Raw genomic sequence first — 18,776 nt, 5'->3', positions numbered from 1 at the left:
TGTGATTGTGACGACCCGAGTATATATTGCCGATATTTCTGCGTTGAAAGAAACGTCCGTTTTTGAGCGTTTTTTGGGGCAAGTTCCCGAATATCGTCAAAAAAAGGCAATGTCGTTTAAGTTCCCTAAGGGCAAAATGCAATCGCTTGGCGTTGGGCTTTTGCTCCAGATGGCATGTCGCGATGCTGGGTTTGATGGGGCGGACTATCATATTGCGTATGGCGAAAATGGCAAGCCATATTTGGTGGATTTCCCGGAAGTGCATTTTAACTTGTCACATTCGGGCGAACGCGTGATGTGCGTGATTTCGCCATTCGAGGTTGGCTGCGATGTGGAAATCATCAAGGGCGACCGTGGCAGACTTGCTGAGCGATTTTTCAAGCCCGAAGAATCCGCATGGATCAAACATTTCGAAACGCTCGAAGCGCAGTCCGAGGCGTTTTACAGACTGTGGACGCTCAAGGAATGTTATATGAAAGTGACAGGCCGAGGCCTGTCGCTTATGCCGGACATGTTTGCACTGCACATGGACGAACTCGAGAATGTGACTCTATTTCACGACGGCAAGCGCCCGGAATATTCATTCCGAGAAATCAACTTGCACGACGGATACCGCTATGCTTATTGCATCAAAAACGATGGCTTTATTGCACCGTCCGAAATAAAGCAAGTGCAATTTACTTGCTAACTCTAATGTAATCGACGAGCATTTCGTTCGGGAACTGTGAATCGTCTACTTCAAAGCCGGGCCAGTTACCTGCCACAGCGACGTTCAGCAAGAAGAAGAACGGCTTGTGGAATTCCTCGGTATCGCCTTCGTTGCCTTCGATTAGAATTTCGTGGTACATGAAGTCATCGACGAACATGCGGATGTATTTCTCGTCCCACGTGAATTTGTACGTGTGGAACTTCGTGATGTCAAGTTCAAATTTCTGATTGCGGTAATCGCCGGTGTTATTGCCGTAGGTCGCGTATTCGGCGCCGTTTGCCCAGTGGTTTGTGCCGTAGATTTTGTTTTCGCTATTGACTGCTTCGATGATGTCTATTTCGCCGCAGGCGGGCCATCCGACTGTGTCGAAGTTTTCGCCGAGCATCCAGAATGCAGGCCAGATTCCCTTGCCGGTCGGGAGTGCAATGCGCGCTTCTACCGTGCCGTACTTGAACGCAAATTTGCCCTTGGTAAGCATGCGCGCGGACGTGTACTTTTGGCCTTCGTAGTCCTCTTTTTGGGCGCGGATGTGCAAGACGCCGTCCTTGACATAGGCGTTTTCCTTGCGGTCTGTGTAGTATTCCCATTCGTTATTGCCCCAGCCGCCTGCGCCCGTTCCGATTTCGAAAGTCCATTTGTTTAAGTCTATGGATTCCCCGTCGAATTCGTCGTTCCAGAAGTATTCTGCGGCGGGTTCTTCGCTGCTTGAAGATGCTGTTTCCGAGCTGCTTGAGGAAACCGTTTCGGAACTGCTCGAAGATTGACCTGCCGCGCTGCTTGAGGAATTCCTAGAGTCACTGGATTTGGTTGATGAGCCAGCCGAATCATCGCGGCTGTCGCCACTCAGAATGACGGATGAGGAGGATGCCGCGGAGCTTTCAATGACGCTTTCGCTAGAGCTCGAAAGGAGATTCCCGCTCGAGGCGGGAATGACAGAAGAGGAGGACTCCGCGGAACTTTCGGCGGGTCCCGCGAAACTGGGTGACGCATCATCGGAACATGCTGCTAAACAAGCGATTAAGGCGGCACATCCCATTGCAACAAACTTATAAACCATAAAACCAACCCCTTACTTTTCTAATTACTTTGCGTCCGGATCTTCCGGGTGGACACGTGCAATTACGCCAACCGTTGCTCGCGTAGCCTTAACCAAGTCCGCCGGCGCCACTTTCAACTGCAAACCACGTTCGCCTGCGCTCACGTAAATGTATGGGAACTGCATTGCTGTCTCGTGAATGAAAATGGGGTAGTTCTTTTTGAGTCCGAGTGGGCTGCAACCGCCACGAATGTAACCCGTCAGCGGAGTCAAATCCTTGAGCGGGACGGTGTCGATTTTCTTGTTGCCGCTTACTTTGGCGGCGCCCTTCAAGTCCACTTCGAGATTGCCTGGAACAACGCAAATAAGGTAACCAATCTTGTCTCCATGCACGAGAATCGTCTTGAAAACCTGGTTGATATCTTCGCCCAGGCTGTCGGCCACGTGCTGTGCGCCAAGGTCGTTTTCATCAACCTTGTATGGGATTAGTTCGTATTGAATCTTCTGCCTGTCCAAAATGCGGGCGGCATTAGTCTTTTTGATGTCCATAAATTCCTCAAAAGCGGGTTTAAACCCCTTGAATATTCCAATTTCAAATATAAATCTTTGAGGGTACCGGTTGCAATAGTTGTAAGTGAAAGCTAAATTAAAAAAGTGTAGTTGTATGGTGCTTTGGTGGAGAAGGAGTATTCTATGGACGTAATGAAGATTGACTATGACTTGTTCAAGAAAATCTTGAAAGAGATTCCATCGAATATTTTCTTCAAGGACACCGAATGCCGCTACGTTTTTTCGACGCATTACTGGCGCCACCTTCAAGGTGCCGAGGACCCGACGTGGGATATTGCTGGCAAGACCGACCTGGATATCCGCAAGGATAAGGAAAATGCAAAACTCGCGATGGAACAGGATCGCGAAATTCTCCGTACAGGCAAGGGAACGCAGTACGTCATTGAAATCAATCAGGATGGCGTGACTGAATTTTTGGAACTCATCAAGAATCCGGTTCGCGATGACGATGGCAATATTATTGGTATTGTCGGTCTTATCAACAATGTGACCGAAAAAGTCTTGCTCGAAAAGAAACTCGAAAAGTATGCCCACACCGACATGCTCACGGGCTTGTACAACCGTAATTATTTCGAAGAGTGGGTTTCGAGTCCTGTAAAGCCAGAGATGTGCCCGATGTGCGTGATTTCTGCGGACTGCGACGGTTTAAAGAAAATGAACGATACGTACGGACATGCCATCGGTGATGAACTGATTCGCCTGACGGCATCGCTGTTCCGCGTGGTGCTCCCGGAAAAAGCAATGATGTTTCGCGTGGGTGGTGACGAGTTCTTCCTTGTGCTCCCGAATACGACGCAAGATGAATGCAAAAAATATATCGATAACATGAATGAAGTTTCGCGTGCGTTGCTTTTGAAGGGCAAGCCGATTTGCGTTTCTTTGGGTTCTTGCGAAATTCCGTCGCCATCGCTCAGCTTTATGCAGGCTATGGAAATTGCGGATAAGCGAATGTACATGGAAAAGAGTACAAAGTACTCTGAACCGAAAGAGTAATTGAAGTTTGAATGATAGATTTCCCATGAAGCGAAATTATAAGGCGGTGCTGTTTGGCAATGGCACTATGGGCGAACGTCATCGCAAGTTTTTTGAGTATTCCGACGTACAGTTTTTAAAAATTTTTGATTTAGAAGATTTAGATAGCGTAGGGAATGTGTGTGCTTCGCTTGTTGATGAATTTGTATCGAACGAGAAGATTGATTTTGCCGTGATTGCGTCTCCGGCGACAACACATTACGAGTATGCAAAGCTTTGCTTGGAACGTGGAATCTCCGTATTTGTAGAAAAACCGCTTGCAACGCTTGGTGCGCAAGCGCAAGAATTGGTGGATTTGGCTATCCGCAATAATGTGATTTTATTTGTGGCGCAGTCGGAATGTTTTAATTCGGTGTTCTTGAATTTCCGCAAACATTTTATGAATGAAATCGGAGCCGCTGGAAAAACCGCGCGCATGAGTGAATGTGCGAATTCGTCGTTCCGTCTGGAATTCCGTCGCGAACACAAGTATTCTGCGCGTTGCCGCGATGTGAACGTGGCGCTCGATTTGCTGGTGCATGACTTGAGCCTTTGCCTTTCGATGTTCCGCTATGGCGACTTGAAAGTGGAAAAATTCACGATTTCGAAAAACGAAGACCGTGCGCAAATGCAAATAAGCATTGTAAAAGGTGCGCTTGCTGGGGCTGAACTCGACTTTATTGTAGACCGCAATAGCGATATCGATGTGCGGACAATTTCTGTGGAGTTCGGGGGCGATGGTGGCCCGGCTTGCGATTACTCGGTGAGTCTTGCACCGCATAATGAGAATGGCGAAGTTATCCACATCTCGGATTCGCTTGAGAATGAACACAAATTCTTTCTGAAGCTGATGGTGGGCGCCTGTTCTGAATGGGGTAGGCGAGCAGCGCAAAGCGCCGCAAACGCCGTTAAACTTGCAACAATCAAGACTGTATAAAAAATCTGCGACGATTGCCGCAGATTTTTCAAACTGTAAAAAGGCAGTAGGCTATTTCTTTTTACGGAACAGACCTGAGATGCTGTCTATAATCGATTGGAAGACGGGCTTAGCTTCTGGTTGCGGCGCCGGCTGCACTTCGGGTTGTGGCGCCGTTTGTTCTTGAGGTGGAATTTCAATTTTCGTTTCGGGCTTGGAGTCTGCATTGACGGAAGCCGTCTTGGTTGCATCGGGCTTGCTTTCGACTTTGTTCGGCAATTCGTTGTTGCATGCTGCAATAACAGCCTTCAATGCCGGGCCGAACGGCCAGTCGAATTTGTCTTTTCTCACGTTGGTGTGGTAGAAGACTCCGTTGAAAGAAACTGCTTCTGTGGCGCTTGCAAAAGGCTCGTCATTGCTCTTGAAGTTCATCGGAATGTTGTGCTTTCGTCCGAGGTACTTGACTAGGGCAGCGACCGCTTCGGTCTGGATGTCCGTCATAGTGGCATAGTAGTCGTATCCCCTGTAATTGTGCTTGTAATAGTATTCGGTTTCGGACAACTTGCAATAGACTTTGTTGTAAGCGTCCATCAGATTTTCGCCAGATAACTTCAAAGGACCGTAGTTACTGATTTCGATGCCGATGGATTGCTTTGACATGACCTCGTTTTTGCCAACGGCATTGGCGCCAAGGTGATAACTCCAGTATGTGTCGGGGAAAAGTTCGTAGATTCTGCCGGAACGATCGACTACGTAAGAAACGGAAACGTGGTTGTCCTTTGCCGAAAGTGAACTGACGTCAGATTTGATATGCCCAACCGTAAAGTGCAGACAGATGCTTTTCTTCGTTGTCTTGGTTTTGTAATAGTAAGTGTCGTAACTCGGACGGATGGAATAGATTTTTATGTTGTTTCCGATATCAAGTGTTTCTTTTAATGTATACTTGACTCCGTTCGCTGTCAGTTTTGATATAAAATCGTCTTCTGTTTTTTTGATCTCGGTGGGTGTCATATTTTTTCCTGGTTTTTTAACATAAAATATATACTTTTTTAGAATAAAATTTTTAAGAACAAAAAAAGTCCGCGACTTTCATCGCGGACTCTCTTATATCCTGATTTGGATGCTTATTACAGCTTAATGCTGCACGGCTTGGCGTTCCAGATTTCTTCGGCGTACTGCTTGATGGTACGGTCGGAGCTGAACTTGCCCATGCGAGCGACGTTGAGGATTGCCATTTCTGCCCAGTGCTTCTTGTCCTGGTAAGCATCGGCAACCTTCTTCTGCATATCCACATAGCTGCGGAAGTCTGCGCAGAGCATGTACGGGTCATGCGACAAGAGCTTTTCTGCAATGTGTTTGAAGGTTTCCGGATGATCCGGGCTGAAGAAGCCAGAAGCGATGAGGTCAATCACGCGGCGGAGATCGTCGTCATGCTCGTAGAAGTCGCGTGGACGGTAACCCTTAGCGAGGAGGTCCGTCACTTCTTCAACGGTGAGACCGAAGATGAAGATGTTGTCGTCACCGACTTCTTCCTTCATTTCCACGTTAGCGCCGTCGAGCGTACCAATCGTGAGTGCGCCGTTCAAGGCAAACTTCATGTTACCCGTACCCGAAGCTTCGGTACCGGCGGTAGAAATCTGTTCGGAAAGGTCTGCAGCCGGAATGATCTTTTCGGCGAAGGACACGCGGTAGTTTTCGAGGAACACCATCTTGAGCTTGCCCTTGCAATCCGGATCAGCGTCGATGATAGAAGCCACAGCGTTAGCAAGACGGATAATCTGCTTAGCCATCCAGTAACCCGGAGCGGACTTACCACCGATCATGATGGTGCGCGGCATAATTTCCTTGCCGTCCTTCACCTGGATGTAAAGGTGGATGGCATGGAGAATGTTCAAGAGCTGGCGCTTGTATTCGTGAATACGCTTGACTTGCACGTCGAAGAACGTGTTCGTGTCGACATCGACATTCTGCGTTGCCTTGAGGTACTTGGCGAGGCGTTCCTTGTTCTGCTTCTTGACTTCCATGAATTTCTTCTGGAAATCGGCGTCCTTGGCGAACTTTTCGAGCTTCTTCAAATCGTCCAAATCCTTGACCCAGGATTCGCCAATCTTAGAAGTGATGAGTTCGGACATAGCCGGGTTAGCCTTGCGGACCCAGCGACGCGGCGTCACGCCGTTTGTCTTGTTGTTGAACTTTTCAGGCCACAGTTCGTAGAAGTCCTTGAAGAGCGTCGTCTTGAGGAGGTCGGAGTGGAGAGCTGCCACGCCGTTCACAGCAAATGAACCCACGATGGAGAGGTATGCCATGCGGACCATCTTGCAACCGCCTTCTTCGATGAGGCTCATGCGGGCGAGACGAGCGTTGTCGCCAGGCCACTTCATGGAAACCATGCGGAGGAAGCGAGCGTTGATTTCGTAAATGATCTGGAGGTGACGCGGCAAGAGCTTTTCGAACAAGCTGACCGGCCACTTTTCAAGAGCTTCCGGCATGAGCGTGTGGTTCGTATAAGCGAACGTGTGTGTCACGATGTCCCAAGCTTCGTCCCATTCGAGGTTTTCAATGTCGAGGAGGATGCGCATCATTTCGGCGATAGAGATTGCCGGGTGCGTATCGTTCAACTGGATGGCGACCTTTTCCGGGAAGAGCTTCCAGTCGTTGTTGTGGAGCTTCTTGAAGCGCTTGATGATGTCCTGCAGGGAGGCCGAGCAGAGGAAGTACTGCTGCTTGAGGCGGAGTTCCTTACCGTTCATGGAAGCGTCGTTCGGGTACAAGACCTTGGAAATCGTTTCGGAAAGTTCCATGTCCTGCACAGCGGCGATGTAGTCACCGTTGTTGAAGTAGCTAAGACCGAAGTCGTCAGCAGACTTGGCGCTCCAGAGGCGGAGGTTGTTCACAGTGTTGTTCTTGTAACCCGGGATCGGCGTATCGTACGGGAGGGCCATCACGTAGTCCTTCGTTTCCCAGCGGTTGCGGAGGCGACCGTTTTCGTCCATCCAGCTTACCACGTAGCCGTAGAACGGCACCTTGATAGCGTTAGCCGGGCGTGCGATTTCCCACGGGTTCGGGAGGCGCAGCCAGTTATCCGGCTGTTCTTCCTGTTCGCCATTCACAATCTTCTGGCTGAACATACCGTATTCGTAACGGATGCCCATACCCGTTGCCGGAAGTTCGAGCGTTGCCATGGAGTCGAGGAAGCAAGCTGCCAAACGGCCAAGACCGCCGTTGCCAAGCCCTGCGTCCACTTCCTGTTCGCGGAGTTCTTCGAGCGTCATGCCGATTTCGTCAAGAGCTTCTGTGACGGCGCTTTCGACGTCGAGGTTCAACACGGAGTTGCCGAGCGTACGGCCAATCAAAAATTCGAGAGAGAGGTAGTAGACGCGCTTGACGTCTTTTTCGTAATAGGTGTTCTGCGTCTTGATCCAACGGTCAACAAGACGGTCACGCACGGCGTAAGCCACAGCGAGGAACTTTTCGTGGTCCGTCACCGTGTATTTGCTGCGGGCGAGCGTGTGGTGGATGTGGTCGGTAAATGCCTTGCGGAAAGCTTCCGCATCGGTACCGAGCACTGTAATGTCACTTGCATTCTTGGTAGTTTTAGCCATAAATCTAACCTGCCTGGTATTGTTTATTCAATCCAAGGAAAAGTTTAGAAATTTTTACGAGATTTGCAATACGTTAATTCTGTAAACTACAGTTGTAAGCCTTTTCATGATATGTAAAGGAATAGGGCTATCTATGGTAATATGTGCTGTGGAGGAAGTATGAAAATTCGTTTAGACGATTGCGGAGCGAAATTGGCTTGATGACTGTAGCGCTGTCTGCGTACGAAAGTACCCAGCGGTATAGTAGTTCGTTCGCTTCGACCTTCATCGTGACGCGTAATTGACCGTTCTTCAGCTCCTCGACTTTCATGGAGCGGTGGAACGGCTTTTCATCAAGGTAGAATTTGGCGCTTGGGTCGAAAATGATTTCGACATCTTCGGCTTTCGGGTCTTGCGTGCCTAAAATGGCGGAACCGAGCATGACTCGCTTGCGTAGTGTTTCAATAACTTTTGGATTTTCCTGGAATGTTTCTTTGGTGAGTTCGATGCTCTTGATGCGACGGAACTTGAGAACGTACGTCTTACCCGGATTGCTTTGCGATTCGCAGCCGATGTAAATCTCGTTTTGGTAAATGATGACCATCAGCGGAATGCGCACTTTCTTTTCCACTTTTTCAGGGGTGGCATATTCCACTAGAATTTTACGGTGGTCGTGGATGCCTCGCAAAATAGTCTTGAGTTTATCGCTTGCGTCTTCCTCGAAATTTGGTGGTGTTCCCATAAAGAGAATTTTTGTATTCAAGGCGTCGGATACTTGCTTGAGAGCCTTTCGCTCGCTATCTGGCAAAGTATCGTTGATTTTTTTGAGCAACGTAGAAATCAGTTCGCTTGTCGCGGGGTAGATGTTTGCGATGCGCTGCAAGAATACAAAGTGCAACATCGTGTTTTCAAATTCTGGAAACAGCAGGCGGTCTGCCGTCTTGATGGCGGACTGATAGACAAATGAACGCCCCTTGCCATGCGTCTGTATGTACGCCCCGTTGTTCATGGACACGAGAAAGCTCATATCGCGCTGCACGTTGCGGCGTTCGCTATTTGGAATCTGCAAAACCTCCATCAAGTCGCTGATGGAATAGCTCTTGTCCGGATTCGAAATCAGGTGTGCAAAAAGTTGAACGGTACGTTCCCCGCGAGTTTTCTCTGCCATAATAAACCTCTACGGATTAATATAAATATTTATCGTGACAAATGGTGACACGATATGCTATGCTACAAAATCAATTAAATCTAAATACATCATTCTAGTCTTAAGTAATTGACTTTTATCAATGTGGAAAGCTTCTTTTTCGAACATTTCATCTGAGTATAAAAAGCGAAAGCCATTTTTTTGATAGAAACTTAATGTATCGGGTTTGTTGTATGCGTCGACCACAATAAAACGACAACCAGTTTTATTGTCTGGATGAATGAACCATGATATTAGGTAATCAATAACTTGACTGCCTAGATGTAAACCGCTTCTTTGAAATTCTCCGTTGACGCCAAGTCGCCCAATTAGCAGTGCTGGATATGTTCGTGTATGCTTTGCGTTGGGAAATTTTCGTTCTAGGCGATTCCTTGATGATTTGGAAATCATCGTTGACTTGATACTATCATTCGCTAGTGTGAATGCGCATACGATTTTTGGTGATCCTGAATTCGTTACTGCGATGTAGCTTTTTCCCAAAAGTTGCTTGGAATAGAGATAGGCGTCATTCTTGAAAAATTCGTCTAAATCGCTATCGCCACATTGGAACGAAGAAAGGTCTGTTTTACTATCGATGGGGTAGATTGTGCAATCAGATGCTAAAAGGATTCTTTCCATTATGAGCCTCTTGATAAGAATGGGTACGAGCGACCATTTCGTCGATTTGGGCGAAAGAAACTTTAAGTTTCAAATGGCGCGGATTCTTTTCGCGTTCTTCGGCAGCACGAATGAACGACTCTGCCGTAGAGCCTGTAAGAACCGGAATATTTCTTATTTCAAGAGCCATAACTCCTCCACAATTTAGATTTATTTAGAGTTATAGTCAACATCGGTTATTTCTCCTTCCCCCGCGGACAAGCAAAAACAGCGAGGCTTTAAAAAACTACAAAATGCTCGTATGAGCACTAAAAATATAAATCCGTAAATAGCGATTGTCAAGAAAAGCCTTGAGAAAATTTTCATCATACTTAAATTACGACATTATTTGTCGCAGTAAAATAATATTTTTAGTGAATAACAATTTTACGAGAAAACATAAAAGAGGCTTTATGAGAGGACGTTATATCTATCAATTGGCGGCGACTATCCTGCCGATCGGCTTGGGGCACGATACCGTCGTGCACGACTTGGGTGTTTTCACATCGCTTCGCGCCGCCGAAAAAATCATGCGCATGTATGTCAATGATGGCAAATTCTATTGTCCCGTCTATAGTTATTCCATCATGTTCCTACCGGTGAACGATGATTTGGAATATCAGTCTGAACGCCAAATCAATATCTATTCGCCTGCGGGTGAATTGCAAATTTCGGAATTCAACATGAATTCTTGCAATGGTGCTTGGAATAAACATTTGAATATTGACATTCGAGCCATCATTGATACGGGTCCATTTAAAAAGCCGTATTTCGTCTTGTACAATCATTGGCGACGAGGGCTTGCGACCAAGTGCGCACGCATCTCTTTTTTGGAGCCTAAATACGAACTGGGCGCGTCGTACAACAAATCGGTTTGGTTCCTGGATGAAAACGAAAAAAAGATGCTCGTCAAGTTTTTGAAAGCGGGGAAACATTCTCCGCATGAAGCAGAACCCTCAAATAATTGGCGGTGCGCCATTGGAGCTTTCAACAACGAAGTCCGAAACGATGACGATAGTCGCATTTTGCCTTATGACCTCCCGATTCCCGACTACACAAAACTGGAGCCATGATGACTAGAATTTTATCACGTGCACCGCGGTGGGATATCCTCGAAAATTTCTATCGCGTTTTTGATAAAGGTCGCAAACGCGGCTGCGTTGAACAGTGGCAAAAAGAAATGCCCAAAAGTCTGTTGGAACGGGAAATGTTCGAAACTAAAATTCACATCGAGTTCTTAAACGACCGTCGTGAAAAACTGAACAAGGAATTCCGCTGGACATTTGCAAACATGAAAAAGCTAATCACGATTGATCAGCGCATCCGTGAACTCAACAACGAAATCAGTCGCACATTCAACGCCACGAAAAAGGACATCGCCGGGCTCGTCGCGCAAAAACACGAGTGGTATAAAGAATACGAACTCGAAGCCGAAATTTGTCTCGCAAACGATTGGAGCATTGCCGGCGAACACGAATACATCAGTGATTTGCTCTTATGGTATGCCAATTGGGATTCCATCAACATCTTAGCAAATACAAACGAAGATCATCACGAACGCCACAAGACCTACAATGTTCCTGCCTGGAAGCAAATGATGCTTATAGACAAATTTGTTGAAGGCGGCGTCACTTGGGAACTCGATGCGTTGCTTTACGATACCGATGCAAGTCTATACAGTTTTAAGGATATCGTTCGATTCCGCCCGGAACAATTTGAAGTGCGATATAAGTTGAGTTTTTAACATTAAAATGGAGGCTACTTCGTTATGAAAAAGGCTAGAAGATTGCTTGATGAATTCTTGGAGAATAACAAGAATTTATTTAAACAGCATGATTTGGAAATTGATGCTGATGAAATACACGATGGTCAGCCTCAAAATGCTTATGCATTTGTTGATGTCTATGAAAGGCACGATGAGGATAAAAATGGGTGGAAGGTGCGCCCTTTCTCAGAACCTATAGGTTTAAGATTAGGCTGTTATGCGGCTGCAAATAATGGCGAAGGTTGCTTTTTCCTTTCGTTCTTTATCCCGATGGCGCTTGTTGGGCGGATTTCTGAGAAAATGGTTGATTTGATAATCCCGCACAATCCAAACAAATGGACTGAGAAAAAATGGAATGGAACTGATTCTATTTTGATTAAACCTGAGCATTTTCGACAATTGACTCTTGAAACGATTGGAGTTCGTTTTGAAGGATTGAACTATGATGAAAGTCAAGAAATTGAATCAGATGATGTTCAAAAAATGATAGTTGAAAAGACGGCTCAGTTGGAAAATGGAGCATCGTGGCTTTATTCCTATTTCTTTGACAAGAACGATGCAGAATGTGTTTTCGAAGAGTTCTTTGATGACATTATGCCGATATTAGAAAGTAAAAATTCAGATTGGTATGAATGCGTTGCTGAAATCCAAGCTCGTCGCGGTCAAGGGCGTTTTCGGCGTCAGATGATGAAATATTGGGAAAATAAATGTGCGTTTACAGGATGCGATAATCCTGAATTGTTGGTAGCTTGTCACGCAAAGCCTTGTGCTGCGTGTGAGAATGTCGAGCAACGAATGAGTCCATATAACGGATTTTTGTTAAGGACTGATATTGCTTATTTGTTTAATAAAGGGCTCATTACTTTTCTTGATTGCGGTCTTATAGTTATTTCTAAAAAGCTAAGCGATGAAGACCAGAAAGCCTTTGGACTTTATGGCGATATGTCTATTCGGAAACTCGACGAAAAACATCGTGAGTTTTTGCATTACCATCAAAAGTATGTTTGGCAAGATCGCGATAGGGGCGAGCTGATTTTGAAGATGAAAGGGTATCTGTGATTCTATGTTGGAATAAGAATTGCTGAATTTTGGATGAAAATGAGTATAGATTTAGAAGAGGTGTATAATTTAAAGAAGGGGAACTTTGTATGACTAAAGAAGAACTAAAAGATAATTTGAAAAAAATGGTAAAAACCTTAAATAAATGTAGTTCTTTGTTTGAAAGTTTTGATTTTGAACAATCAAGTCAAGGTGATAAATGGGCTTGTTGTGTAAAAAGCAGGTCAAAGCCTATTATATCATTTTGGATAGATATTGTGGATGAAGAAAATTCACGAAAGCGCTTTGGCATTACATATGAGATTCCTGAATCATTATGTAATGATGATATCGTTGATTGTCTTCCTTCAATATGGTGGATTGGAAATTCAGGAAACCTTGACAAGAGTTTTTACAATCAGATGATTTTTGAATATGATGGCATTGATTTAGATGAATTTAAAGATTTTAAGGAATATGAATTTGGTAAAGACAAGAAAAATGACACGCTTGTAAAACAATATTTAGTAAATAAAATTGACCATCCTAAGGAATATGGATCTCGCTACATTGCGTATTATTTGGAAAGAGGTAAAGAAAAAGATAGCATAAAGGCATTTGAAAAAATATATAAGCAGTTTAAAAATTGCATTGAATCCATCGAACAGAAACATAAACAATATATTGACAAGGTCTTTTTTAAACAGCATGAAAAAGAATTGTTTCTTGTACCACCTCAAAAATGCATATGTGAAGAGATTGTTATTGTGGGACCATATCCAACATTGGGTTTTGTTGAAAGAGTTGTTTCTGAATTAAATGTATCTCCATCAAATATTACGATAGTTGTTGATTCGTCTTGGCGGCAGGATGTAATAGAATCAATTAGAAAAATAAGCGAAAAAGGACAAGGACCCAAAATTGTATACGCTCAAACAGAAAATGGTAATGGAATAGTTCATGCCAAAATGTATTATGTCAAATATGCCCAAGAAACACAGTTGTTTTTGGGTTCTGTTAATGCATCGGAAAATTCAGTCAATAACAATGCAGAATTTATTTCTAGTTATAACTTAGATTTTTTTGATGACGATTCTCGAAATGAAATCCATAATTATTTTCAAAATTTAAAGGAAGGAAAAGGTGTTCCAGAGACACGGATAAATCTTAAAAAGGAAAATAATATTTTATCTTATTTGCAATTCCCGAAAATAAAAATTGTAGAAAAGGATCTTTGGGGAAGTTTTAAAAATTGGATACGAAAGGGTTTTTTCTTTATAAAATATGATCCTGATCCAAATTTGGGATTCTTAAGTGTAGAATTAAAAGGAAAAGGCGAAAAAACTGAGTTGGATAAAACTTTAGAAAAATCACATTCAATATTCGAAAGGTCTAAAAAGAAAAACTCTCTTAGGTACCAATATGCCACCAACGCAAAAGATAAAGAAGATAAAAAAGGTCAAGACAAATGGAAATCGAAATATGGTGTTGAAACGGAAATGGGATGTTGGGTAAGTCGAGAATGTTTGGAAGAATTAAAAAATAATAACATAGCAATTCCTCCCAAAAACAAATATCGTTATAATATTGTTAATTCCATAAAAAATATGCAAAATTTCGAAATAGAAAAGAAAAAGTATGTTGTACTAAATGAAGTGAGAAAATTGAAAAAGGCTAAGAAGGGTCTTTTTAAAAATTTAATTGATGATCCCAGTAAAGATAAAATTGAGGAAAAAATAAAATCAGATAAATTGCTTGTTGCCGATGAAGTATATCAAAAGAGATATGAAGATGGCTATGCAGTAATTCCTGCATCGGAATTAAATCTTGATTTCATTGATTGCATTATGACGGATTTTATTGATTCTTGTATAATAAATAGCAACAAAACAAAGAAAAGTTCTCTAACAAAACGAATTGATGAAATTAAAAAGAAGTATGAAAATCAACAACCACAAATAATAAAGAACATAATAAAAAAAGAATTAGAAATTAAATGGTCTGATTATAAAGAGGATATTTGCAATTACTATGAAGATGCGTTAAAAAAAGAACTACAGAATAGAAACAAGCCGAAGAAATAACAATCTTTTCACTTTCAAGGTCTATCCTTAGACTTCGTTAATCGGTTTTATGCAAGAAAATTTCGTCACGTCCAAATCCGATGCTTGCTGTAACTTCTGGCAGCCGCTTGTCAAAAAGATTTATGCCCAAAATGCTGATGTGATTTTTCTGCGTAAAAGGGATGTTCTTGCTGCTTTTAAACGCTTGCAAAATGCGAAGCCAAATTACGGGTTTGAAATTTCTTATAAGCAAGAATCAAAGGGGTATCGAGATTGTGATAAGTCGCAAGTTATTTGCTTGCGCAAGTCTTTGGGTGGTGCAGCTTTAATTGAGTTTTTGGTAGATTGTGATGCTAAATATTTGAGCATCCGATTTTCTCATATTGACGTAGGGAATTTTAATGTTCCGTGTGAACGCTGCTGGTGTAATCTTGATGCGACTCTTGAAAACCTCGTAAAATTCGTTGATGAATTTCCGAACTATAACGAGCAATCGTCAAGAATCATAATGGAAATCGAAAAAGAGCAGAAGCTGAAAGAAATCGTCCAGAACACAATCCGGGCAACAGTTTCGCACATTATGAATTCAACAAAACATCAATGGAAATTATTCGAATCAGAAAACTCTTTTTTGTTGGAAGTCGCTTTCGATAAGGGTTATACCATTCAAATGTCTTTTGATATTCAAAACTATCTTGAGCGAATCTCGGCATTGCAAAATGTTCTGAAGCAAACGGAAAACTTCTTAAAAGAAATTCCGTTCCCAATATCTATTAAGGCTCTTGACAATCGTCGTTTATGAATTTATATTGTTAGTGAACGAATGTGTAATCCTGTCTTTTTTGCTTGTAGATGGGAAGGAGTAAATGATGAAAAATGATGTCCCGGCAGTTGCCAAATCCGATTTTTCCCTAATTGATGAAAATATGCTTAAATCGCGAATCTACACGATTCGTGGGCTCAAAGTCATGCTTGACGCTGATTTGGCGGAGATTTATGGGTATAGTACCAAAAGATTCAATGAACAAGTCAAAAACAACATCGAGAAATTCGATGAGGATTTTCGATTTCAGTTGAATTCTGAGGAAATTGAAGGACTTTCAAGGCGCAAAATTTGCACATTGAACATCGAGCCTGAAAATGACGGACCATCAAGGTCGAAATTTTCGACCATGAACAAGGGCTCTCGTGGTTCTAACATTAAGTATGCGCCTTACGCTTTTACCGAGCAAGGCATTTATATGCTTATGACTGTTCTCAAGGGCGAACGGGCTACGGCACAAAGCAAGGCTCTTATCCGCCTTTTCAAGCAGATGAAAGACTATATCATTGCTGAAAATCGGAATTTGTTGAGTAACGAAGGCTTTGTTCAAATAGCCGTACAAACGGAGCGGAATACTAAGGATATTGCAATCATTCAGTCTGACCTTCAGAAGGTCATGGAAAATTTCGTTGATCCTTCTACCTACAAGCATTTCTTGATTTTGAATGGAAAAAAGTTGGAAGCGGATGTTGCTTATACGCAAATTTATGGCATGGCAAAGAAATCCATCGCCATTATTGACGATTATGTTGGTGTGAAAACGCTCGATCTTTTGCGAGGAATTACCAAGGGTGTTTCTGTGGCAATTTATAGCGATGAACAAGGATTTGAATCGCTGACAGATCAAATTAAGAATGATTTCTCGGCGGCTCGCCCTGATGTGAAACTCTTCACGGATCGGACAAGAGGTAAAATCCATGACCGTTATATTTTTCTGGATTACGGTTTAAAAGGTGAAAAGCTTTTTCACTGCGGAGCATCTTCTAAGGATGCTGGTAACAAAATTACTACCATCATGCAGATTGAGAATACCGAAATATACCACATATTGATGGATAAATTAAAAAGATAACATCACCCTCTTATCACTACAAAAGGTTTACCCATTTCCTTTATACGCTTGAGGTTTTCGGCAGTGCCTTTGCTTTTCCCGTCCCAAATCATAAGAGCTTGGTCACAATCTTTTGCCATTTGAACGTCTTTCACATAGTGAAAGGCGCGGCCGGTAAGGCCTTTGGCCGCTTCGGCGCATGAGTGGATTTTTGCGGATGATGTAAAATTGTTTCTCGGGTTGACTCCGCTACAATAAACGGTTATATTGCTGAAACCCTTGGATTCAAGGTGCTTTTGTACGACGGCATCAACCCCGTAGCAATCACCGATAAGAATTTCATCGTTGTTTTCGATGAATTGGTCGATGAATATTTTTGCCAATTCAGGCAACTTTGAAATGGATTTTGATCCGGATATAAATATTTTCATAGCGCCTCTTTATAGAATTGTTGATTTTGCTATTTTACTTTGATAAATGATTTGTGTAAAACAGATTCTTTGAATTCCTTTTCAACTTTCATTTTCGTATTCAGTTTTTTTTCAAGTTTTTTTAACTTACGGTGACTGCAATTGACTTTGGACAACATGAACATTTTTCGTGCAGCCATTTCTGGGGAGGGCAAATCAAAATGAAAATCCCGAGTAGGATATATTTTATAATCTTTGTCAAGGTAGTTCGACTTAATCATGGCGAATTCTCCTTTTTTGGCTTCGACGTGTTTCCATAAAAAGTCATCAAAATCAAGCGGACTTGACGCATCTACTGCATATATTCGTTTGATGCTTATTACTTCTATTTCGTCGTATTCGTATAATTCGCAGTGAATGATGTATTTGGTCTCTTTAGGTATATCTAATCCCATAATGTACGGAAATGAGACTGTTTTATCTTCTTGAAGAAAAGAAAAATTGCCTTTTATTTGAGAACAAAAAACACCATGAAAACTGCTAATCTCTTCTTTACTTGAAAGAAGTAAATATGTTCCTGCGGGAATGCTGTCTTCTATTAATGAAAAATATGGTGCTTTTCGAACAAGATTCATAAACATCTCTAATTTCTGCACTGTAATGGTTTCTGACCAATCCCATAGTTCCTCGAACATGTGAAACAATCGGTAGCGATTTATGCTATCAAATGCATCGCTCTCAAACAGGACGATTTCATCTTCGTCGTAACCAATTGAAAAATTTTCATTATACTCTTTTACGAGTGTTATGCTGTAGTCTTTCTGCGGAAGAAGAAATAAAGTCATATCTATGTATTTGCAATGACGAATCTCGGCATTTTTGGTGGAAACTAGTTTTTGTAACAATTCCCACTCAACTTTATTAGTGATGTCCGTCAATATCCGCAATTTCCCATCACCTACAGTAAGCGACATTTCTTCTGTATCAAATGAGTAATCGTTAGTTGGCAAAGAGAGTGAACGTCGATTTAGGCTTGGGAAACAAATCCATCGATCCATGGCATCATTTTTGAAGAATTTAGCCAATCGATTAGTTGCTTCGCTATTTATACAAATATTCATACGAATTCCTTGAAAAATGTTTATAACAATTATGGGGTAAAAAATTTCACCAAATCAAGTAGTTCAAACCCGTCTTTTGAAAATTGGTGGTCTTGTCCGGGGATGATGGCCACGCGGACATTTTCGCGTTCGTGCAATTTGAGGAGGTCCGTTAAGTGTGCCGATGGATCGAGGCTTCCGAAAACGAATGTCATCATTTCGCCTGTAAATTTTTGTGCGCATCGGCATAATTTTATTGTGTTGATTATGAGTGGGGGATTGATTAGTAAAAAACGGCTGATTTGCGGAAAAGAAGCATGCTCTAAGCATCCGATTGACGCCCCTTTCGACATTCCCATGAAATAAATTTTGGTTGTATCGGTAATCTCAAATTCAGATTGGACGATTTCTGTGAATTGAGCCATTTGGTCAATGTCAGCCGAGGGCGTGGATGCGCAAACGACAGAGAATCCGTACAAGTCTCGTAATTCGTAGGCGAGTTTCAAGTACTTGTTTTGGTAACCATAAATAGAGCCGTTTTGCCCTGCTTTAATCAGGAATATTTTTTGATGGTCGCGACCAAAAACGAAACCGTAATCGATCTCGCAACCGCATTGGTATGTTTTGATTAAGTCGAAAGTTAATGTAGTGCCATCCATAAAGAATCCTTTTTATATCTCTAAAAATAGACTTTAACTGCGACAAATAATGTCGTAATTTAAAGATGGTAAAAAAAGGCAGCCCGCCTCTTGCGAGCTGCCTTTGCTGTTTTCCGTGCATTCCCGGGAACATCGCGACGCATTCCAATTGTGTTGCCGCACATCTCGTCGCCGCGCATCTCGTTATTGCGGGAAAAGCGT

19 protein-coding genes are annotated in these 18,776 nt (G+C 42.8%); 9 read left to right on the top strand and 10 right to left on the bottom strand.

What is annotated here, in order from left to right:
• Nucleotides 1–109: 109 nt before the first annotated feature.
• Nucleotides 110–688, top strand: a complete 579-nt coding sequence (locus BUC30_RS02935; protein ID WP_073423913.1) for a 4'-phosphopantetheinyl transferase family protein — start codon at nucleotides 110–112, stop codon at nucleotides 686–688.
• Here BUC30_RS02935 and BUC30_RS02930 read toward each other — a convergent pair.
• A complete protein-coding gene (locus tag BUC30_RS02930; RefSeq protein ID WP_073423446.1) occupies nucleotides 678–1,766 on the bottom strand; it encodes a glycoside hydrolase family 16 protein in 1,089 nt (362 codons plus the stop codon). The two genes, BUC30_RS02935 and BUC30_RS02930, sit on opposite strands and share 11 nt — an antisense overlap.
• Before the next feature lie 24 nt (nucleotides 1,767–1,790).
• Nucleotides 1,791–2,294, bottom strand: a complete 504-nt coding sequence (ybaK, locus tag BUC30_RS02925) for a Cys-tRNA(Pro) deacylase (protein ID WP_014546744.1) — start codon at nucleotides 2,292–2,294, stop codon at nucleotides 1,791–1,793.
• Between the two features lie 144 nt (nucleotides 2,295–2,438).
• Here ybaK and BUC30_RS02920 point away from each other — a divergent pair, with 144 nt between their 5' ends.
• Nucleotides 2,439–3,308, top strand: coding sequence for a sensor domain-containing diguanylate cyclase (locus BUC30_RS02920; protein WP_073423445.1), 870 nt, complete (start codon nucleotides 2,439–2,441; stop codon nucleotides 3,306–3,308).
• Between the two features lie 25 nt (nucleotides 3,309–3,333).
• On the top strand, nucleotides 3,334–4,263 hold the full coding sequence (locus BUC30_RS02915) for a Gfo/Idh/MocA family protein (RefSeq protein WP_073423444.1): 930 nt from the start codon (nucleotides 3,334–3,336) through the stop codon (nucleotides 4,261–4,263).
• Between the two features lie 51 nt (nucleotides 4,264–4,314).
• On the opposite strand, the gene BUC30_RS02910 is transcribed toward BUC30_RS02915, so the two are convergent.
• From BUC30_RS02910 to BUC30_RS02890, 5 genes are all read right to left on the bottom strand, one after another.
• On the bottom strand, nucleotides 4,315–5,253 hold the full coding sequence (locus BUC30_RS02910) for an N-acetylmuramoyl-L-alanine amidase (RefSeq protein ID WP_073423443.1): 939 nt from the start codon (nucleotides 5,251–5,253) through the stop codon (nucleotides 4,315–4,317).
• 116 nt (nucleotides 5,254–5,369) lie between these two features.
• Complete coding sequence (locus tag BUC30_RS02905; RefSeq protein ID WP_073423442.1) at nucleotides 5,370–7,844, bottom strand: glycogen/starch/alpha-glucan phosphorylase; 2,475 nt, start codon at nucleotides 7,842–7,844, stop codon at nucleotides 5,370–5,372.
• A gap of 127 nt (nucleotides 7,845–7,971) precedes the next feature.
• Nucleotides 7,972–8,991 carry a helix-turn-helix transcriptional regulator gene (locus BUC30_RS02900; protein WP_073423441.1) on the bottom strand — a complete coding sequence of 340 codons (1,020 nt, stop codon included), beginning with the start codon at nucleotides 8,989–8,991 and terminating at the stop codon, nucleotides 7,972–7,974.
• A gap of 57 nt (nucleotides 8,992–9,048) precedes the next feature.
• Complete coding sequence (locus BUC30_RS02895) at nucleotides 9,049–9,648, bottom strand: GNAT family N-acetyltransferase (RefSeq protein ID WP_073423440.1); 600 nt, start codon at nucleotides 9,646–9,648, stop codon at nucleotides 9,049–9,051.
• A complete protein-coding gene (locus tag BUC30_RS02890) occupies nucleotides 9,623–9,817 on the bottom strand; it encodes a hypothetical protein (RefSeq protein ID WP_073423439.1) in 195 nt (64 codons plus the stop codon). The genes BUC30_RS02895 and BUC30_RS02890 overlap by 26 nt, the downstream gene beginning before the upstream one ends.
• 262 nt (nucleotides 9,818–10,079) lie before the next feature.
• Between BUC30_RS02890 and BUC30_RS02885 the strand changes: the two genes are divergently transcribed.
• The 6 genes from BUC30_RS02885 to BUC30_RS02860 all read left to right on the top strand — a co-directional run bounded on the left by BUC30_RS02885 (nucleotide 10,080) and on the right by BUC30_RS02860 (nucleotide 16,427).
• Complete coding sequence (locus tag BUC30_RS02885; protein WP_073423438.1) at nucleotides 10,080–10,739, top strand: hypothetical protein; 660 nt, start codon at nucleotides 10,080–10,082, stop codon at nucleotides 10,737–10,739.
• Nucleotides 10,736–11,410: a hypothetical protein gene (locus BUC30_RS02880; protein ID WP_073423437.1), complete on the top strand. Its 675-nt coding sequence runs from the start codon at nucleotides 10,736–10,738 to the stop codon at nucleotides 11,408–11,410. Before BUC30_RS02885 ends, BUC30_RS02880 begins: the two co-directional genes overlap by 4 nt.
• A 24-nt stretch (nucleotides 11,411–11,434) precedes the next feature.
• On the top strand, nucleotides 11,435–12,490 hold the full coding sequence (locus BUC30_RS02875; protein WP_073423436.1) for an HNH endonuclease: 1,056 nt from the start codon (nucleotides 11,435–11,437) through the stop codon (nucleotides 12,488–12,490).
• Between the two features lie 89 nt (nucleotides 12,491–12,579).
• Nucleotides 12,580–14,553 (top strand): phospholipase D-like domain-containing protein, encoded by a 1,974-nt coding sequence (locus BUC30_RS02870; RefSeq protein WP_073423435.1) that lies wholly within the window; start codon nucleotides 12,580–12,582, stop codon nucleotides 14,551–14,553.
• Between the two features lie 49 nt (nucleotides 14,554–14,602).
• On the top strand, nucleotides 14,603–15,334 hold the full coding sequence (locus tag BUC30_RS02865) for a hypothetical protein (RefSeq protein ID WP_073423434.1): 732 nt from the start codon (nucleotides 14,603–14,605) through the stop codon (nucleotides 15,332–15,334).
• Between the two features lie 64 nt (nucleotides 15,335–15,398).
• The gene (locus BUC30_RS02860) at nucleotides 15,399–16,427 is read left to right on the top strand and encodes an ORF6N domain-containing protein (RefSeq protein ID WP_073423433.1); all 1,029 of its coding nucleotides are present in this window, start codon (nucleotides 15,399–15,401) and stop codon (nucleotides 16,425–16,427) included.
• A 2-nt stretch (nucleotides 16,428–16,429) separates the two neighbouring features.
• On the opposite strand, the gene BUC30_RS02855 is transcribed toward BUC30_RS02860, so the two are convergent.
• Genes BUC30_RS02855 through BUC30_RS02845 form a run of 3 tightly spaced genes read right to left on the bottom strand, consistent with a single transcriptional unit; the run spans nucleotide 16,430 to nucleotide 18,575 of the window.
• Nucleotides 16,430–16,837, bottom strand: a complete 408-nt coding sequence (locus BUC30_RS02855) for a hypothetical protein (protein WP_073423432.1) — start codon at nucleotides 16,835–16,837, stop codon at nucleotides 16,430–16,432.
• Nucleotides 16,838–16,866: 29 nt separating this feature from the next.
• Nucleotides 16,867–17,937, bottom strand: coding sequence for a hypothetical protein (locus BUC30_RS02850; RefSeq protein WP_073423431.1), 1,071 nt, complete (start codon nucleotides 17,935–17,937; stop codon nucleotides 16,867–16,869).
• A gap of 29 nt (nucleotides 17,938–17,966) precedes the next feature.
• A complete protein-coding gene (locus tag BUC30_RS02845) occupies nucleotides 17,967–18,575 on the bottom strand; it encodes a hypothetical protein (RefSeq protein WP_073423430.1) in 609 nt (202 codons plus the stop codon).
• Between the last annotated feature and the right edge of the window lie 201 nt (nucleotides 18,576–18,776).

Source organism: Fibrobacter sp. UWB7 (assembly GCF_900142945.1).
Classification (GTDB): Bacteria; Fibrobacterota; Fibrobacteria; order Fibrobacterales; family Fibrobacteraceae; genus Fibrobacter.
This window is presented reverse-complemented; position numbering and strand designations above follow the sequence as displayed.

Bases quoted from the DNA above. Each gene is read 5' to 3' on its own strand.
- BUC30_RS02875 (WP_073423436.1), top strand. From the start codon at position 11,435: ATGAAAAAGGCTAGAAGATTGCTTGATGAATTCTTGGAGAATAACAAG.
- BUC30_RS02870 (WP_073423435.1), top strand. From the start codon at position 12,580: ATGACTAAAGAAGAACTAAAAGATAATTTGAAAAAAATGGTAAAAACC.
- BUC30_RS02900 (WP_073423441.1), bottom strand. From the start codon at position 8,991: ATGGCAGAGAAAACTCGCGGGGAACGTACCGTTCAACTTTTTGCACAC.
- BUC30_RS02935 (WP_073423913.1), top strand. From the start codon at position 110: ATGTCGTTTAAGTTCCCTAAGGGCAAAATGCAATCGCTTGGCGTTGGG.
- BUC30_RS02920 (WP_073423445.1), top strand. From the start codon at position 2,439: ATGGACGTAATGAAGATTGACTATGACTTGTTCAAGAAAATCTTGAAA.
- BUC30_RS02890 (WP_073423439.1), bottom strand. From the start codon at position 9,817: ATGGCTCTTGAAATAAGAAATATTCCGGTTCTTACAGGCTCTACGGCA.
- BUC30_RS02860 (WP_073423433.1), top strand. From the start codon at position 15,399: ATGATGAAAAATGATGTCCCGGCAGTTGCCAAATCCGATTTTTCCCTA.
- ybaK (WP_014546744.1), bottom strand. From the start codon at position 2,294: ATGGACATCAAAAAGACTAATGCCGCCCGCATTTTGGACAGGCAGAAG.
- BUC30_RS02880 (WP_073423437.1), top strand. From the start codon at position 10,736: ATGATGACTAGAATTTTATCACGTGCACCGCGGTGGGATATCCTCGAA.
- BUC30_RS02885 (WP_073423438.1), top strand. From the start codon at position 10,080: ATGAGAGGACGTTATATCTATCAATTGGCGGCGACTATCCTGCCGATC.
- BUC30_RS02855 (WP_073423432.1), bottom strand. From the start codon at position 16,837: ATGAAAATATTTATATCCGGATCAAAATCCATTTCAAAGTTGCCTGAA.
- BUC30_RS02905 (WP_073423442.1), bottom strand. From the start codon at position 7,844: ATGGCTAAAACTACCAAGAATGCAAGTGACATTACAGTGCTCGGTACC.
- BUC30_RS02930 (WP_073423446.1), bottom strand. From the start codon at position 1,766: ATGGTTTATAAGTTTGTTGCAATGGGATGTGCCGCCTTAATCGCTTGT.
- BUC30_RS02915 (WP_073423444.1), top strand. From the start codon at position 3,334: ATGAAGCGAAATTATAAGGCGGTGCTGTTTGGCAATGGCACTATGGGC.
- BUC30_RS02910 (WP_073423443.1), bottom strand. From the start codon at position 5,253: ATGACACCCACCGAGATCAAAAAAACAGAAGACGATTTTATATCAAAA.
- BUC30_RS02865 (WP_073423434.1), top strand. From the start codon at position 14,603: ATGCAAGAAAATTTCGTCACGTCCAAATCCGATGCTTGCTGTAACTTC.
- BUC30_RS02850 (WP_073423431.1), bottom strand. From the start codon at position 17,937: ATGAATATTTGTATAAATAGCGAAGCAACTAATCGATTGGCTAAATTC.
- BUC30_RS02845 (WP_073423430.1), bottom strand. From the start codon at position 18,575: ATGGATGGCACTACATTAACTTTCGACTTAATCAAAACATACCAATGC.
- BUC30_RS02895 (WP_073423440.1), bottom strand. From the start codon at position 9,648: ATGGAAAGAATCCTTTTAGCATCTGATTGCACAATCTACCCCATCGAT.